This window comes from Actinocatenispora rupis (genome assembly GCF_016861975.1).
Taxonomy (GTDB): domain Bacteria; phylum Actinomycetota; class Actinomycetes; order Mycobacteriales; family Micromonosporaceae; genus Actinocatenispora; species Actinocatenispora rupis.
Genome location: NZ_BOMB01000059.1, coordinates 1 through 15,359, shown reverse-complemented (window position 1 = coordinate 15,359; position 15,359 = coordinate 1). Strand labels below are relative to the sequence as shown.

Annotated in this window: 15 protein-coding genes; 11 read left to right on the top strand and 4 right to left on the bottom strand. The window is 73.5% G+C overall.

Features of this window, described 5'->3' with window-relative positions; genetic code table 11:
* Nucleotides 1–159 precede the first annotated feature (159 nt).
* Both Aru02nite_RS36080 and Aru02nite_RS36075 read right to left on the bottom strand, forming a co-directional pair.
* A complete protein-coding gene (locus tag Aru02nite_RS36080; protein ID WP_203665045.1) occupies nucleotides 160–381 on the bottom strand; it encodes a hypothetical protein in 222 nt (73 codons plus the stop codon).
* 15 nt (nucleotides 382–396) lie between these two features.
* Nucleotides 397–1,701 carry an acetyl-CoA C-acetyltransferase gene (locus tag Aru02nite_RS36075; RefSeq protein WP_425551571.1) on the bottom strand — a complete coding sequence of 435 codons (1,305 nt, stop codon included), beginning with the start codon at nucleotides 1,699–1,701 and terminating at the stop codon, nucleotides 397–399.
* A gap of 50 nt (nucleotides 1,702–1,751) precedes the next feature.
* On the opposite strand from Aru02nite_RS36075, the gene Aru02nite_RS36070 reads away from it, so the two are divergent.
* Together Aru02nite_RS36070 and Aru02nite_RS37410 are read left to right on the top strand one after the other, a co-directional pair.
* A complete protein-coding gene (locus Aru02nite_RS36070) occupies nucleotides 1,752–3,068 on the top strand; it encodes a 3-oxoacyl-ACP reductase (RefSeq protein ID WP_203665043.1) in 1,317 nt (438 codons plus the stop codon).
* Nucleotides 3,069–3,141: 73 nt separating this feature from the next.
* On the top strand, nucleotides 3,142–3,939 hold the full coding sequence (locus Aru02nite_RS37410; protein WP_275408799.1) for a MaoC/PaaZ C-terminal domain-containing protein: 798 nt from the start codon (nucleotides 3,142–3,144) through the stop codon (nucleotides 3,937–3,939).
* Here Aru02nite_RS37410 and Aru02nite_RS36060 read toward each other — a convergent pair.
* Nucleotides 3,890–4,519: a TetR/AcrR family transcriptional regulator gene (locus Aru02nite_RS36060; RefSeq protein ID WP_203665046.1), complete on the bottom strand. Its 630-nt coding sequence runs from the start codon at nucleotides 4,517–4,519 to the stop codon at nucleotides 3,890–3,892. The genes Aru02nite_RS37410 and Aru02nite_RS36060 overlap by 50 nt on opposite strands.
* Nucleotides 4,520–4,652: 133 nt before the next feature.
* On the opposite strand from Aru02nite_RS36060, the gene Aru02nite_RS36055 reads away from it, so the two are divergent.
* The 5 genes from Aru02nite_RS36055 (at nucleotide 4,653) to Aru02nite_RS36035 (ending at nucleotide 8,986) form a co-directional block, all read left to right on the top strand.
* Complete coding sequence (locus Aru02nite_RS36055; RefSeq protein ID WP_203665042.1) at nucleotides 4,653–5,105, top strand: SCP2 sterol-binding domain-containing protein; 453 nt, start codon at nucleotides 4,653–4,655, stop codon at nucleotides 5,103–5,105.
* 6 nt (nucleotides 5,106–5,111) lie between these two features.
* A complete protein-coding gene (locus tag Aru02nite_RS36050; protein WP_203665041.1) occupies nucleotides 5,112–6,326 on the top strand; it encodes an acyl-CoA dehydrogenase family protein in 1,215 nt (404 codons plus the stop codon).
* 236 nt (nucleotides 6,327–6,562) lie between these two features.
* Entirely contained in the window at nucleotides 6,563–7,699 is a 1,137-nt protein-coding gene (locus Aru02nite_RS36045) for a glutathione-independent formaldehyde dehydrogenase (RefSeq protein ID WP_203665040.1), read from the top strand.
* A gap of 28 nt (nucleotides 7,700–7,727) precedes the next feature.
* On the top strand, nucleotides 7,728–8,129 hold the full coding sequence (locus Aru02nite_RS36040; RefSeq protein WP_203665039.1) for a GlcG/HbpS family heme-binding protein: 402 nt from the start codon (nucleotides 7,728–7,730) through the stop codon (nucleotides 8,127–8,129).
* Between the two features lie 14 nt (nucleotides 8,130–8,143).
* Nucleotides 8,144–8,986 carry a hypothetical protein gene (locus Aru02nite_RS36035; RefSeq protein WP_203665038.1) on the top strand — a complete coding sequence of 281 codons (843 nt, stop codon included), beginning with the start codon at nucleotides 8,144–8,146 and terminating at the stop codon, nucleotides 8,984–8,986.
* Here Aru02nite_RS36035 and Aru02nite_RS36030 read toward each other — a convergent pair.
* A complete protein-coding gene (locus tag Aru02nite_RS36030; protein ID WP_203665037.1) occupies nucleotides 8,934–9,635 on the bottom strand; it encodes an alpha/beta fold hydrolase in 702 nt (233 codons plus the stop codon). The two genes, Aru02nite_RS36035 and Aru02nite_RS36030, sit on opposite strands and share 53 nt — an antisense overlap.
* 116 nt (nucleotides 9,636–9,751) lie before the next feature.
* Between Aru02nite_RS36030 and Aru02nite_RS36025 the strand changes: the two genes are divergently transcribed.
* From Aru02nite_RS36025 to Aru02nite_RS36010, 4 genes are all read left to right on the top strand, one after another.
* Nucleotides 9,752–10,630 (top strand): hypothetical protein, encoded by an 879-nt coding sequence (locus Aru02nite_RS36025; RefSeq protein ID WP_203665036.1) that lies wholly within the window; start codon nucleotides 9,752–9,754, stop codon nucleotides 10,628–10,630.
* 50 nt (nucleotides 10,631–10,680) lie between these two features.
* A complete protein-coding gene (locus Aru02nite_RS36020; protein WP_203665035.1) occupies nucleotides 10,681–11,070 on the top strand; it encodes a RidA family protein in 390 nt (129 codons plus the stop codon).
* 391 nt (nucleotides 11,071–11,461) lie between these two features.
* On the top strand, nucleotides 11,462–13,141 hold the full coding sequence (locus tag Aru02nite_RS36015) for an RICIN domain-containing protein (RefSeq protein WP_203665034.1): 1,680 nt from the start codon (nucleotides 11,462–11,464) through the stop codon (nucleotides 13,139–13,141).
* On the top strand, nucleotides 13,123–15,359 hold a 2,237-nt coding region (locus Aru02nite_RS36010), incomplete at its 3' end, for a S8 family serine peptidase (RefSeq protein ID WP_203665033.1). The genes Aru02nite_RS36015 and Aru02nite_RS36010, both read left to right, overlap by 19 nt.

The following is a 15,359-nucleotide window of genomic DNA, read 5'->3' as shown; positions in this document are numbered from 1 at the left end:
GGATGACGCCAGCAGGGCGAGTACCAGCAGGATGAAGCCGAGGCCGAGCATCGCGCGCCCGGTCGTGCCCCACGGGTGCCGCGCCGGCCACACCGTCACCCTGGTCTCGGCGACCAGGTCGTCCCCCTGCTGGTACGGGTCCACTGTGGACCACCCCTGTCAGCGCATGTCGGGTCCTGACTCGTCCGGTGCGTCGAACTCGGCGGCGCGGAGCCACCGACGGATCGCGTACGAGGGCGGTCGCGTGGCGCGCCGCCGGCTGACATCGTTGCCGGGTAAGGGAAAGCCGATCGTGGCGGGGATCAGCGGCGCGGGCCGGCGCGGGATGCGGGAGCCGGGCGCGGGTGTGTCCGTCGGCGTGGCGGTACCGGCCCCGGACATCTCACCCGCCTCCCGTCAGCTCGCGGCGGTCTTCTTGGCCGGACGGCGTCTGCGCGCCGGCGGGATCCGTTCCACCAGGGCGACGACACCCTGACCGCCAGCCGCGCAGATCGACACCAGTCCGCGCCGGGCGCCGCGCTCGTGCAGCAGCCGCGCCGTGGTGGCGAGGATGCGCGCGCCGGTCGCGGCGAACGGGTGGCCGGTGGCGAGCGAGGATCCGGCGACGTTGAGCCGGTCGCGGTCGACCTCGCCGAGCGGCTCGGACAGCCCGAGGTGCTCGGCGCAGAACTCCGGGTCGCGCCACGCGGCGAGGGTGGCGAGCACCTGCGCCGCGAACGCCTCGTGTACCTCGAACAGGTCGATGTCGGCGAGCGTGAGTCCGTTGCGCGCCAACAGGACCGGCACCGCGTACACCGGGGCGGTGAGCAGGCCGTCGGTGCCGTGCACGAAGTCGACCGCGGCGGACTGCACGTCGACCAGGTGCGCGAGCACGGGGATGCGGTGCTGCTTCGCCCATTCGTCCGAGGCGAGCAGGACGGAGGCGGCGCCGTCGGACAGCGGCGTCGAGTTGCCCGCGGTCATCGTCGAACTGCCGAACACCGTACGCAGCCGGGCCAGACCCTCCACAGTGGAGTCCGGTCGCAGGATCTCGTCGCGCGTCAGCCCCAGGTACGGTGTGACGTCGTGGTCGAGCAGCCCCGCGTCGTACGCCGCGGCGAGGTTGCGGTGGCTCGCGGCGGCCAGCTCGTCCTGCTCGGTGCGGCCGATGTCCCACTGCTCCGCGGTACGCGCGGCGTGCTCGCCCATGGACAGGCCGGTGCGCGGCTCCGCGTTCCGCGGGATCTCCGGGACGACCTGACCGGGCCGCAGGCCGCTGAGCGCCCGTACCCGTGGCCAAATGCCGCGCGCCCGGTTCGCCGCGAGCAGCACGGTACGCAGGTCCTCGTTGACCCCGATCGGTACGTCGCTCGCGGTGTCCACGCCGCAGGCGATCCCCGCGTCGAGCTGCCCCAGCGCGATCTTGTTGGCGACCGCGACGGCCGCCTCCAGGCTCGTCGCGCAGGCCCGCTGCATGTCGTACGCGGGGGTGCGCGGGTCGAGCCGGGTGCCGAGCACGCTTTCCCGGGTGAGGTTGAAGTCGCGGCTGTGCTTGAGGACCGCGCCGCCGACGACCTCGCCCAACCGCTCGCCGGCCAGGCCGAACCGGGCGACCAGCCCGTCCAGCGCGGCGGTCAGCATGTCCTGGTTGGAGGCCGTGGCGTAGCGCCCGTTCGCCCGGGCGAACGGGATCCGGTTTCCGCCGAGTACGCCGACCTTCACGGGGAGGACCATACTTGCGGCCGACCTTACCCGCAAGTAAGGATGTGTCCATGGTCGACCGGTACCAGCGCGTCACGTCCTCGGGCCCCGGTCGGGCGATCGCCCGCCGCCTCGGCCTGCCCCGCCCCGCGGTACTGCCGCGCCACCGGAACGGCGATCCGCCGGTACCGGGGCCGGTGCTGCTCGGCGGTGACGGCGCGCTGGCCGCCGCCGTACGCACGGCGCTGGACGGTACCGGCGTGGAGATCGTGGCGGGGGCGGAACGGCCGGCGGCGCTGGTGTTCGACTCCGGTGACATCGCCGGCCCGGCCGGACTGCGCGCGCTGCACGCGTTCTTCACCGGCCGGGTGCGCTCGGTGCGTACCGGCGGCCGGATCCTCGTGCTGTGCCGCCCGCCGGACGGCGCCGACCCCGCCGCCGACATCGCCCGGCGCGCGCTGACCGGGTTCGTCCGGTCGCTCGGCAAGGAGGTGGGCCGCGGCATCACCGTCTCGCTGCTGCGGGTCGCGTCCGGCGCCGACGCCGGGATCGGCTCCACGGTGCGGTTTCTGCTCTCACCCCGCTCGGCGTACGTGTCGGGGCAGGTGATCGACGTCGGCCCGGCGGCGGTGCCGGACAGCGATCCGGCGGCACCGTTGGCCGGGCGTACCGCGGTGGTGACGGGCGCGGCGCAGGGGATCGGCGCGGCCATCGCCGAGACGCTGGCCCGGGACGGCGCCCGGGTCGTGTGCCTGGACGTACCGGCGCAGGGGGAGGCGCTCGCCGCCGTCGCCAACCGGATCGCCGGTGTCGCGCTGCACCTCGACATCACCGCCGACGACGCGCCCGCCACGCTCGCCGGCTACCTGACCGAGCGGTACGGCGGGGTCGACGTCCTGGTCCACAACGCCGGCGTACTCCGGGACCGGACGCTGGCGAAGATGACCGAGGCCGAGTGGGACATCGTACTGACCGTGAACCTTGTCGCGCAGCAAGCGATCACAGCCGGACTGGTCGCGGACGGCTTGCTGGGCAAGGAATCCCGGGTGGTGTGCTTGTCCTCGCTCAACGGTATCGCCGGCGCCGCCGGCCAGACCAACTACGCCACCAGCAAGGCCGGCGTCATCGGCCTCGTCGAGGCGTACGCTCCGGTGCTGGCCGCGCGGGGCGGCACGATCAACGCGGTGGCGCCCGGCTTCATCGAGACCCGGATGACCGCGACCATGCCCCTTGCGGTACGCGAGATCGGGCGGCGCGCCAACAGTCTTGCGCAGGGCGGGCTGCCCGTCGATGTGGCGGAGGCGGTCGCCTGGCTCGCGCAGCCCGGCTCGGCCGGCATCACCGGCCAGACCGTCCGGGTCTGCGGCCAGAGCATGCTCGGCGCGTAGGCCGTGTCCGCACAGGTCGCTGGCCGGCTCTGTGCGGACACGCCTCAGGAGCTACCGAGGAGGAGGTGGCGCGGTGCTCACCGAGTACCTGCGCGGACTGCTGCCCCGACCGTCCACTGTGGACGTACCGGACACGGTGCTGGAGGCGACCGCGCGCGTCGACCCCGACCACCTCACCCGGTACGCGCGGGTCTGCGGCGCCACGCTGAGCGGTCCGCTGCCGCCGGCGTACCCGCACGTGCTGGCGGGCGGGACGGCGCTGCGGCTGATGGCGGACCGGTCGTTCCCGTTCCGGCTGCCCGGCCTGGTGCACGTGCGCCAGCGCATCACGGTACGCCGGCCGGTCGGCGTCACCGAGCCGCTCACCGTACGCGTGCACGCGGAGCGCTTGGTCCCGCACCGGCGCGGCGCCACCGTCGATCTGGTGACCGACGTGCTCGTCGGGGCGGAGGAGGTGTGGCAGGGCCGCTCCACGTACCTGCGGCGCGGGGCGACCGTACCGGGTGCGGCGGTGGACGAGGAGCCGCCGGAGCCGGTGCCGGCCACCGCGTACGTGGTGGTGCCGAACGGGATTGGCCGGCGCTACGGCGCGGTGTCCGGCGACCGTAACCCGATCCACCTGTCCGCGGCGACCGCCCGACCGTTCGGCTACCGTACGGCGATCGCGCACGGGATGTGGAGCGCCGCCCGGTGCCTGGCTGCGCTGGGCGGGCGGCTGCCCGACGCGTACACGGTGGAGGTCCGGTTCGTGCGGCCGGTGCGGGTGCCGGGCCGGGCGGGGTTCGGCGCGCGGTTCGACGGCACCGGCGGGGTGTTCGCCCTCAGCGCGCCGACCGACGACCGGGTACTCGTCGCCGGGTCCTGGGCGTAGCCCACCGTTCGCCGCGGAGCAGGTTGTCCAGGCCCAACCAGGCGAAGTTCATCAGCCGGGCGGCGGTCGTGTCGGGGTCCTCGTCCGCGGTGACCGACCAGTCGGCGAGCGCCTCGCACGATCCGACGAGCGCGTGCGCGAGCGCCGCCGTGTCGTCCACGGTACGCCGGCGGGAGCGCGCGCCGGCCCGTTCGGCCACGCTGCGCCGGATCAGCACCGCCACGAAGTCCACAATGGACGTACGCAGGGCGGCGACCTCGGTGGCGAACGGATCGCCGTGCGCCGGCGCCTGCTGGTGCAGCACCAGCCACGCGTCGCGGTGCTCGGCGACCACGGTGAAGAACGCGCGCAGCCCGGTCCACAACTGATCGTCCGGCGCGAGCCCGTCGTCGAGTACGGAGGTGACGGCGGTGCGCACGCGGTCGGCCTCGCGCCGGATGCAGGCGAGGAACAGGTCCTCCTTGCTGCCGAGGTAGAGGTAGAGCATCGGCTTGGAGATGCCGGCGCGCTCGGCGATCTCGTCCATCGACGCGGCGTGGTAGCCGCGCCGGGCGAACTCGGCGACCGCGGCGTCCATCATCTGCTGCTCGCGCACGGCACGCGGCAGCCGCTTCGGTTTCGCCGCCGATGGTTCCCTCACTCTTGCCACCCTACCGACCCGGCGTCTAACCTTACTCGGAAGTAGGGTTACTTCGGAGTAAGGAGTGGCGCTGATGGCGGCCCTCGACCTGTCCGCACTGGACTTCGCCGCGCTGGAGCCGGCCGAGTTCGCCCGACTCGTCAAGCAGGCGTCGAAGGCGGAGCTGACCGACGCGATGTCCGGGCCGCACCGGCGTGCCGTCCTCGACGAGGTGTTCGCGCGGATGTCGAGCCGGCTGCGGCCGGAGAAGGCGGCCACGCTGCGCGCCGTCATCCGCTGGACCATCACCGGCGACCCCGGCCCGGACGAGTACGAGCAGGTCATCGCGGACGGTGCCTGCACGGTCGGCCCGCCGACCGACGCCGAGCCGCGGCTGACCATCACCACCGACGCGGTGAGCTTCCTGAAACTGGTGTCCGGCAACGCATCCGGGCCCGCCCTGTTCATGACCCGCAAGCTGCGGCTGGACGGCGACCTCGGCCTCGGCGCCGGGCTGACCGGATACTTCGACATCCCGAAGGCGTGATCGACCGTGTTCTCACTGGAACTCTCCGAGGAGCAGCGCGACCTCCGCGACTGGGTGCACGGCTTCGCCGCCGAGGTCGTACGGCCCGCCGCGGCCGAGTGGGACGAGCGCGAGGAGACGCCGTGGCCGGTCATCGCCGAGGCCGCCAAGATCGGGCTGTACGGGTTCGAGACGCTCGCCGAGCTGTGGGCCGATCCCGCCGGCCTGTCGCTGCCGATCGCCAACGAGGAGCTGTTCTGGGGTGACGGCGGCATCGGCATGGCCGTCTTCGGCACCACGCTCGCCGTCGCCGGCATCTTCTCCGCCGGCACGCCCGACCAGCTCGCCGAGTGGGTGCCCGACTGCTTCGGCGACGCCGACGACCCCAAACTCGCCGCGTACTGCGTGTCCGAGCCCGAGGCCGGCTCCGACGTGTCCGCGATGCGTACCCGCGCGCGTTATGACGAGGCGACCGACGAGTGGGTCATCAACGGGCAGAAGGCGTGGATCACCAACGGCGGCATCGCCAACGTGCACGTGGTCGTCGCGTCGGTGGACCCGTCGCTCGGCACCCGCGGCCAGGCCGCCTTCGTCGTACCGCCGGGCACGGCCGGGGTGGAGTCCACCCGCAAGATCCGCAAGCACGGGCTGCACGCGTCGCACACCGCCGACGTGTTCTTCGACGACGTCCGCGTACCGGGGCGGTGCGTGCTCGGCGGCCGGGAGAAGCTGGACGAACGGCTCGCCCGCGCCCGCGAGTCGCACGGCAGCGGCGGCCACGCCGCGTTCCGTACGTTCGAGCTGACCCGGCCGACCGTCGGCGCGCAGGCCCTCGGCATCGCGCGCGCCGCGTACGAGTACGCGCTGGAGTACGCGAAGACGCGGGTCCAGTTCGGACGGTCCATTGTGGACAATCAGTCGATCGCGTTCACGCTCGCGGACATGCGTACCGAGATCGACGCGGCGCGGCTGCTGGTGTGGCGGGCCGCGTGGATGGGCCGCACCGGGCAGACGTTCGACGCGGCGCAGGGCTCGATGTCCAAGCTCAAGGCCGGCGACGTGGCCGTGTGGGTCACCGAGCGCGCGATCCAGATCCTCGGCGGCGCCGGGTACAGCCGGGACCACCCGGTCGAGCGGATGCACCGGGACGCCAAGATCTACCAGATCTTCGAGGGTACGGCGGAGATCCAGCGGCTCGTCATCGCGCGCGCCCTCACCGGGCACCGCATCGACCCCCACTGACCGTCCGGGCCGGGCCGAGGCTCCCACCGGCACAGAAAACGGACAGCACCACCGACCGGACCGCGGATCCCTTTCGGGGGTCCGCGGACCGGCTCTGTGGCGTTCCGGACGTGTCGTCCGGGCCCCGGGAGTACGGTCGGCTGGTGCGGCCCGCGGTGCCGTGGCGTGCTACTCGCGTTGCCGCGCAACGCATGTCGCACGTTCCGGACGTGGCGTCGAGACGGTGGGGGTTCGCCATGAGGGCCGTCGTGTACCAGGAGCCGCACCGGGTCACGGTGGAACAGGTCGACGACCCGACCATCGAGGCGCCGACGGACGCCGTGGTGGAGGTGACCTCCACCTGCATCTGCGGCTCCGACCTGCACATGTACGAGGGGCGCACGGCCGCGGAGGCGGGCATCGTGTTCGGCCACGAGAACATGGGCATCGTGGCGGAGGTGGGCGCCGGCGTGGTGTCCGTCCGGGTGGGCGACCGGGTGTCGATGCCGTTCAACGTGGCGTGCGGGTTCTGCGTCAACTGCCTCGCCGGGAAGACGGGCTTCTGCCTGACCGTGAACCCCGGTTTCGCCGGCGGCGCCTACGGATACGTTTCGATGGGACCGTACCGGGGCGGGCAGGCCGAGTACCTGCGGGTGCCGTTCGCGGACTTCAACTGCCTGCAACTGCCCCCGGGTACCGCGCACGAGAACGACTTCGCGATGCTGGCCGACATCTTCCCGACCGGGTACCACGCCGCGGTTCTCGCCGACGTGCGTCCCGGCGAGACGGTCACGGTGATGGGCGCCGGCCCGGTCGGTCTGATGGCCGCGTACTCGTGCCTGCTGCGCGGCGCGTCCGCCGTGTACAGCGTCGACCGGGTGCCGTCCCGGCTGCGCCTCGCCGAGCGGATCGGCGCCGTACCGGTGGATTTCGGCGCCGGTGACCCGGTCGCGCAGATCAAGGACCGGACCGGCGGCGTCGGTACGGACAAGGGCATCGACGCTGTCGGCTACCAGGCGACCGTGGACAGCGGCGAGGAACAACCCGCCGTCGTACTCAACAACCTGGTGGAGGCGGTGCGGCCGACCGGTGCGCTGGGCGTCGTCGGCCTGTACGTGCCGTCGGACCCGGGCGCGCCGAACGAGCACGCCGCCAAGGGGGAGCTGCTGTTCCGGATGGGCCGGTTCTTCGAGAAGGGCCTGCGGATGGGCACCGGCCAGGCGAACGTCAAGGCGTACAACCGGCAGCTGCGCGACCTGGTCGTCGCGGGTCGCGCGACCCCTGGTTTCGTTGTCTCCCAGGAACTTCCGCTCGCCGACGCGCCGGACGCGTACGCCCGCTTCGACCGGCGCGAGGACGGCTACTCGAAGATCGTGCTCAAGCCACGGCCATGACCAGATCGCGTACACGGGGGTGCGGTAGATGGACACCGTTTCGCTGGAGGACGCGCGGCGGGTGATCGCCGCCGCCGAGGCCCGGGCCGCCGAGGTGGGCCAGCCGATGAACGTGGCCGTCGCGGACGCCGGCGGCAACCTGGTGGCGCACGTCCGGATGGACGGCGCGTGGCTGGGCAGCGTCGACATCTCCATCAACAAGGCGTTCACGGCGCGGGCGTTCGACATCGAGACCAGGGCGCTGGGGGAGAACGCGCAGCCGGGCAGCCAGTTCTACGGTATCCACGCGTCGAACCGCGGCCGCATCATGATCTTCGCCGGTGGGATTCCGTTGCGGCGCAACGGAAGCGTTGTCGGTGCGATCGGGGTCAGCGGTGGCACCGGCGCGCAGGACCAGGCCGTCGCGGAGGCCGGCGCCGCCGCGCTCTGACCGCAGCTCTCGACATGCCCCGACCACGCCGCAGTGCCGGCGCCCCGGCGACGTTCGTCGACCACGTACGCGCGGACGGGGCGGTCGTGCGGCTCGGCTCGCGCTTCCACCGCAAGCACCAGGCGCCCGCCGGCGGGTCGACGTGGTGGGCGCCGCGGGCGCGCGGCTGGTGGATCGCCGTCCTGTTCGCGGTCGGCTCGCTGCTGTTCGCGCTCGGCTCGATCCCCTGGTACGCCAGCGCAACCGGCGCCCGCGCCGACACCGTCACGTACTTCGTCGGGTCGCTGTTCTTCACCGCGGCGTCGTTCCTGTCGTACCGGGAGGCGGTGGACGCGGGGACTCCCGCGCGCCGGCGGTTCTTCACCGTGCAGCCGAGGCGGATCGACTGGTGGGCCACCGCGATCCAGCTCGTCGGCACCCTGTACTTCAACGTCAGTACCGGGGTGGCGGTGGTGCAGGACCTGTCCGCGAGCGCCGCGCACCAGCACGTGTGGCGGCCGGACGCGATCGGCTCGATCTGCTTCCTCGTCTCCAGCCTGCTCGCCTGGTACGAGTCCTGCCACGGCTGGATCGCCTGGCGGCCGCGGTCCTGGGGCTGGTGGATCACGCTGGTGAACCTGCTCGGGTCGGTCGCGTTCGGCGTGTCCGCGGTGGCCGGGTACATCAACCCGGTGACCGGCCAGGTACGCGACCTCGCGCGTGCCGACGCGCAGACGTTCGTCGGCGCGGTCTGCTTCCTGGTCGGCGCGGTCCTGCTGCTGCCCGAACGTACCGAGGCGTCCCGGGGCGGGATTCCGCGCCACGTCACGGATCCGGGGTCGGATCCGCCGACAGGAACGCCGACACCACCGCCGTGAACTCCGCCGGCGCGGCGTGGTGGACGAGGTGCCCGACCGGGATGGTGACCGCCCGCGCCCCGGGAACGCGCCGCGCCAGCTCGGCGACGCCGTCCTGGGGTACGTGGCTGTCCGGGCCGCCGCCGAGTACGAGGGTGTCGGCGGTGATGCGGCCGAGCCGCGCCAGCCAGGCCGGATCGGGCGTGTCCACCTGGCGCCGGACGGCCAGCACCATCTCCCAGTCGAACGCCAGCGCGCCGTCCGGTCGGGTCGGTGCGACCGCCGTCCGGGGCCGCGGCACCGGAACGTCCTCCAGTACGAGCCGGCGCACCCGGTGCGGCCGCTCCGCCGCGACCAGGTACGCCACGATCCCGCCCAGCGAGTGCCCGATCACGTCCACTCGGTCGAGCCCGAGCGCGTCGAGGAGCCCGAGTACGTCCGCGCGCATGAGTTCGAGGGAGTAGTCGCCGGGCCAGTCGCTCCGGCCGTGGCCGCGCAGATCGACCGCGTACACCCGGTGTCGCCGGGCCAGCTCCGGCGTGACCGTCGCCCAGTCGTCGGCGTTCTCGCCCAGCGCGTGCACCAGGACCAGTGGCGGCGCGTCCGGCGCACCGGACACCCGGTACGCCAACCGGATCCCGCCGACCTCGACCGTACGCTGCTCCGCCATGCCCGGAGGATAGGCGCCGGATCCGGCCGTACGACCGGCTTTTCGCGCAGGGCCGAACCAGGCCCGGGCCCGGCGCCGCCGGTGTCCCGGTGCGCGGCGGTGGCAGGATGGCGCGGATGACGCACACCACCGGACCGCCGCCGTACGATCTCGCGGCGGAGGTGCCCGGCCTCGCCGCGTACGCGCGCACCACGGTGCGGCTGCACCCGCGCCGCGGCCGCCCCGACGTACGGGGGAGCCACCTCGGCGGGCGGCTCCTGTGGCCGTCCGGCGAACCGTGGCCGACCTGCGCACGAAGCCGGTACTGCGCCCTGGAGCCGGGCGTACGGATGCTGGCGGTGGTCCAGCTCACCGCGGCCGACGTCGGCGAGATCCGCTTCCCACCCGGTACGGATCTGGTGCAGGTGCTGTGGTGCGGCAGCTTCCACGGCGAGCCGGACGGCGACCCCGAGTCCGTTCGCGTGTACTGGCGGCGCGCCGCGGACGTCGTCCGGATCGCCCGGCAGCCGCGGCCCGACCCGGCCGACCACGCCGACGAGTCGATCCCGCGCCCGTGCGTACTCGACCCGGAGCGCGTCACCGAGTACCCGTGGTTCGAGGAACTGCCCGCCGACGTCCTGCGCCGGCTCCGCGCCTGGCGACCGTCCCCGGCGCTCTACCCGCCCGAGTACGACGAGGTGTCGGCGGCGCCGGGGTACAAGGTCGGCGGCAGCATGCGCTGGGACGGCGCCGACATGCCGACCGAACTGGTGTGCACGAGCTGCGGCGCGCCGGCCGAGCTGCTGATCCAGTTCGACACCGCCGAATGGTCGGAGACGGCGTCCGGCCAGCCGTCGCGGTGGTGGCCGGTGGAGGACCGCGACCGGACGCCCGACACGGCCACGTACGTGCGCGTCGCCGAGCCGACCGGCGTCTGGTACCCCCGCGGCGGCAACTGCGGCGTGTTCGTCTGCTCGGCGGTACCCGGCCACCCGGCCCGCCTCTGCCACAACTGACCGCACCCCGCAGGTGGACGTGTTCGCGCTGGTCACATAGCGTTCCGGGGGTGACGGAACGACGTGCGGTGTTCAGCGGCTCGACCTTCGAGGACCAGATCGGGTACGCCCGCGCCGTGGTGGTCGGCGACCAGGTGCACGTGTCCGGGACGACCGGCTTCGACTACGCGACCATGACGATCGCGGACGACGTGGTGGCGCAGGCGGAGCAGTGCCTGCGCAACATCGCGGCCGCGCTCGCGGAGGCCGGCTGCACCATGGCCGACGTGGTACGCGTGCGGTACCTGCTGCCGGACCGTGCCGACTTCGAGCCGTGCTGGCCGGTGCTGCGCGCCTGGTTCGGCGACGTACGGCCGGCGGCGACCATGCTCGTGTGCGGGCTCGCCGATCCCCGGATGCGGATCGAGATCGAGGCGTACGCCCAGCGCCCCACGACCTGACCGGGTACCTGGTCGGACCGCTCGTCGAACTCTGGATGACGCGCGCCGCAACACGGTTCGACCGTGCGGTGGTTGCGCGCACGGGACACCGACGCGTGCGAGGTTCCTCACGCCGGTACTTCCACTGCCCGGCGTCCGCGGGGGTTTGCCCGTATTCCCCGGTCCGCTAGGGTGTGAACCCGAGTGGGACTCGCATTGTCGCGATGGCCGGATCGGTGGGTCACCCGGACCACGACACGTCGGCGGGCACACTCCAGGCTGCGCGAGCAGCCCACCCCGAGCCAGTGAAGGCGGACTTCCGCGTGCCCTCCTCCTCGTGCTCGGCCGATGAACCGGGCGGCTGTTTCGCCCGTCGTGAGGGCGACAGCAGACGTACAGGAGAGAGTGAACCGTGAGACGGACCGCCATCCGAACGTTCTCCCGACGCTTCCTCACCATCACCGCGGGCGTGTTCCGCCCGGTCATCCACGGGCGGTGGCCCGGCTCGGTGCTCGTCCTGGTACTGATCCTGGCCGTGGGCGCGCAGGGCTACCTGGCGTTCGAGCCGAAGCTCGCGGACAACGGTGAGCTGACCGGCAAGCCCGTGTCGGCGACCGACCTGCGGACCATCCAGACCGCGGCGCTGTCCTGCCCGTCGCTGACCGCGCCCCGGCTGGCCGGGCAGGTGATGGCGGCCAGCGGCTTCGACGCCGCCGCCGTCGGTACCGGTGGGCGGCGTGGCCTGGCCGGGCTCGACCAGGCCGGCTGGCGCAGGTGGCATCCGTGGCCGGACGCGCAGGACACCGATCCGCAGGCGGGCATCGTCGCGCTGGCGCACCAGACCTGCGAGATGGTCGGCGAGCTGCGGACCGCGGGCGTCCCCGGCGACCCGTGGCGTACGGCGGTGGCGGCGACCAAGGTCGGCCCGGACGCGGTACGCAAGGTCAAGGGCATCCCGGCCGAGGCGCAGAAGTACGTGGACACCGTCGCGGCGTACTCGGACTGGTACGCGCGCCAGCCGGAGTTCGGCGGCACGGACACCGGCACCCCGGATCCGGCGGCGACCCCGGAGGTGGCGCCCGAGGCAGCGAAACCGCTGCCCGACGCGTACGTGGCGGACGTGCTGAAGGCGGGGCGGATCTGCCCGGCGGTGACGCCGGCCCGGATCGCCGCGCAGCTGATGGCCGGGTCCGGCTTCGACCCGAACAAGCAGTCCGCCGGCGGCGCGCAGGGCATCGCGCAGTTCCTGCCGGAGATCTGGTCGACGTACGCGAGCCGGTCGGACCCGGCGACCGCCTCCCCGTGGAACCCGGACTCGGCGATCCCGATGCTCGGCAGCACCATGTGCGACCTCGCCGGCCAGCTGTCCGCGCTGACCTCGGGCGACCCGTACACGCTGGCGTTGGCGGCGTTCCAGTGGAGCGCGACGGCGATCCGGCAGGCGGGCGGGGTGCCGCAGTCGAAGTCGTTGCAGGACAACGCCGACCGCGTCCTGTCCTACGTGGACTACTACTCGAAGGACACCCGGCTCGCCCCGGCGAAGCCGTCCACCAAGCCGAGCCCGTCGCACAGCCCGTCCCCGTCGCCGTCCGGGCGGGCCCACGGGACGAACCCGGTGCCGCTGCCGTACGAGCTGCAGGTCGACCTGTCCGTGCAGTACCAGATCAAGAACGGGTTCAGCCAGAAGGTCCTCGACGTGCCGGGCGACGACAACAACCCGGGCGCCGGGGTGACGATCCAGCAGTACCGGGACAAGCGCGGCAAGGACCAGTTCTGGAAGATCGTGCCCGTCCCACACATGCGCGGGTGGTACCACATCGTCAACGGGTACAGCGGCAAGGTGCTGGCGGTGAAGGGCGGGTCGACCCAGGACGGCGCGTCGATCGTGCAGGCGGACCCGAACGACACGGCCCGGACCCAGATGTGGCACTTCGAGCCCGCCGGCAACGACACCTTCCACCTGCTGAACTGCAAGTCGCGCAAGGTGCTCGACGTGTACGGCGACGACCTGAACACCTCCGACGGCGGCACCATCGACCAGTGGGGCCAGCAGGACTACGCGAAGGACCAGCGGTGGCTGCTGAGCAGGTGAGTACCCGGGCGCGCGCCGCGCTGGTGGCGTTCGTCGTCGCGGTGGTCGGTGGGCTGGTCGGCGGCACGGTCGCCGGCCCCGCCGCCGCCGACCCGCAGGACAGCACCCAGTACGTGAAGTACTACACGGTCGCGAAGTCGTACCAGGGGGCGCCGGAGACGCTGGACGAGATCTCCGAGCGGTTTCTGGGCAGCGCGAAGCGTTCCGTCGAGATCTTCAACCTGAACGCCGGGCGCACCCAGCCCGACAAGGGCAAGCTCACCGACCCCGCGAAACTGCACGCCGGCTGGGAACTCGTCCTGCCGTGGGACGCGGTCGGCAGCGGCGTGCAGTACGGGCTGCTCCCGGCCGGGGCGTCCGTCCCGCCGGCGCCGACGACCAGCGGCACTCCGAAGAGCGGCGACAGTACCCCGGGCCGGGCGCCGGGCGGGCCGGCGTCGGTGCCGAGTACCCGGCCGTCCAAGCCGACCAACCTCGGCGGCAAGTGCGCCTCCGCGGCCAGTTCCGGGGAGGCGTCCAACTGGGCCGGGCTGCGGCTCGCGCCGGACCAGGCGTGGCGGCGCAGCCGCGGCAAGGGCCAGCTCGTCGCCGTCGTGGACTCCGGCGCGGACGGCAGCCTGCCGCAACTCGGCCGGCACGTCGCGCTCGGCGCCGACCTGGTGTCCGGCTCCGGCCGCGGCAACACCGACTGCCTGGGCACCGGTACGTCGATGACCAGCCTCGTGGTGGCGCAGGCCGCCAAGGGCGGCGGCGTGTCCGGCCTCGCGCCCGACGCCACCGTCCTGCCCGTCCGGATCGTCACCACCAGCCCGAAGGCCCGGCCCGTCGACGAGGCCGCCGGCATCGAGGTCGCCGTGTCGTCCGGGGCCACCGTCATCGCCCTCGGGTCCTATGTGGACCTCACCGACAAGGCCGTGGCCAAGGCGATCGACGCCGCCGTGCACCACGACATCGTTGTCGTGACCGCCGCCCCCGGCACGTCCGCCCCCGCGTACCCACCGGGCACCGGGGGCAGTGCGGTGCTGCGGGTCGGCGGCGTCGGCGTCGACGGGCAACTCGCCGGCACGTACCGGTCGGGTGCGGTGGACGTCGTCGCGCCCGGCATGAACGTCGCGACCCTCGGCGTCACCGGCACCGGCGTCCTCGCCAGCAACGGCACCGCCTACGCCGTGGCGTACGCGGCGGCGGAGGCCGCGCTGGTGCGCGCCGCGTACCCGGCGCTCAGCGCGGAGCAGGTCGGGCACCGGATCGCGGCGACCGCCGACCGGATGTCGAAGCGCGCCCCCGACGGCAAGTACGGCTACGGCATGATCGACCCGGCCGGCTCCGTCACCCGCAGCCTGCCCGAGGAGCGCCGCGCCGCCGCGGAGGCCACCGACCAGACCCTCAGTGCCGGTACGCTGCCGCCCGCGGGACGCACGTCCGCGCTGGTCATCGTCGGATTCATCGGCCTCGTCGCGGCGGCACTGCTGGTCCTCCGGATCCGCCGGCTGGTCCGCCCGGCGCGACCCGACGACGAGGACCCGCCGAAGGACGGCGACCCGTCCGGGGACGCCGACCCGCCGGGCGGCCCCGGCACGTACGCCCGGCCCGCCGGCCCGCCGAAGGACGCGGGCACCACGGAAGGCGTTGCCGGGGACCCTGCCGGCGCCGGTACCGCGCTCAGCGCCCGTGCGGTTGGCGCCGCCGAGCCCGCCGACACCGGGACGGACGGCGGCGCTGGGGCGGGGTTCGCTCCGACCGTACGTGCGGGCTGGCCGGGCGGGAACGCCGAACCGGCCGGCAACGCCGAACCCGCCAAGGACGCCGGCACCGCGAGGGCCGCGAGTACCGGGAAGGACGCGGGACCTGTGGACGGCGCCGGCTCCGGCGAGAACGGCGGCCCGGTGGACGACCCGCCACCGGTTCGGGAGCAACCGCCCGTCGACGACGGCTGGCCGGTCCTGGGCGCCATGCCCCCGCCCCGCAACGGCGGGACCGCGGCGAGCGCCGGGCCCGCCACGAACGGTGGACCCGCGAACAATGCCGGACCCGCCGCGAACAGCGGCGGACCGGCCGCGAACAGTGGTGCCGCGCCGAACGGCGGGACCGCGGAGAACGGCGGGCCTGCCACGAACGGTGGCGCCGCGAGCGACGCCGGACCCGCGGCAAACGGTGCGGCCGCCAAGAACGATGCCACGGCGAACGGCGGGACTGCGGCGAACGGTGCGGCCGCCAA

Coding starts and splice junctions, on each gene's coding strand:
- Aru02nite_RS36070 (WP_203665043.1), top strand. CDS start 1,752: ATGGTCGACCGGTACCAGCGCGTCACGTCCTCGGGCCCCGGTCGGGCG.
- Aru02nite_RS36025 (WP_203665036.1), top strand. CDS start 9,752: ATGACGCACACCACCGGACCGCCGCCGTACGATCTCGCGGCGGAGGTG.
- Aru02nite_RS36080 (WP_203665045.1), bottom strand. CDS start 381: ATGTCCGGGGCCGGTACCGCCACGCCGACGGACACACCCGCGCCCGGC.
- Aru02nite_RS36030 (WP_203665037.1), bottom strand. CDS start 9,635: ATGGCGGAGCAGCGTACGGTCGAGGTCGGCGGGATCCGGTTGGCGTAC.
- Aru02nite_RS36055 (WP_203665042.1), top strand. CDS start 4,653: ATGGCGGCCCTCGACCTGTCCGCACTGGACTTCGCCGCGCTGGAGCCG.
- Aru02nite_RS36040 (WP_203665039.1), top strand. CDS start 7,728: ATGGACACCGTTTCGCTGGAGGACGCGCGGCGGGTGATCGCCGCCGCC.
- Aru02nite_RS36035 (WP_203665038.1), top strand. CDS start 8,144: ATGCCCCGACCACGCCGCAGTGCCGGCGCCCCGGCGACGTTCGTCGAC.
- Aru02nite_RS36060 (WP_203665046.1), bottom strand. CDS start 4,519: ATGATGGACGCCGCGGTCGCCGAGTTCGCCCGGCGCGGCTACCACGCC.
- Aru02nite_RS36045 (WP_203665040.1), top strand. CDS start 6,563: ATGAGGGCCGTCGTGTACCAGGAGCCGCACCGGGTCACGGTGGAACAG.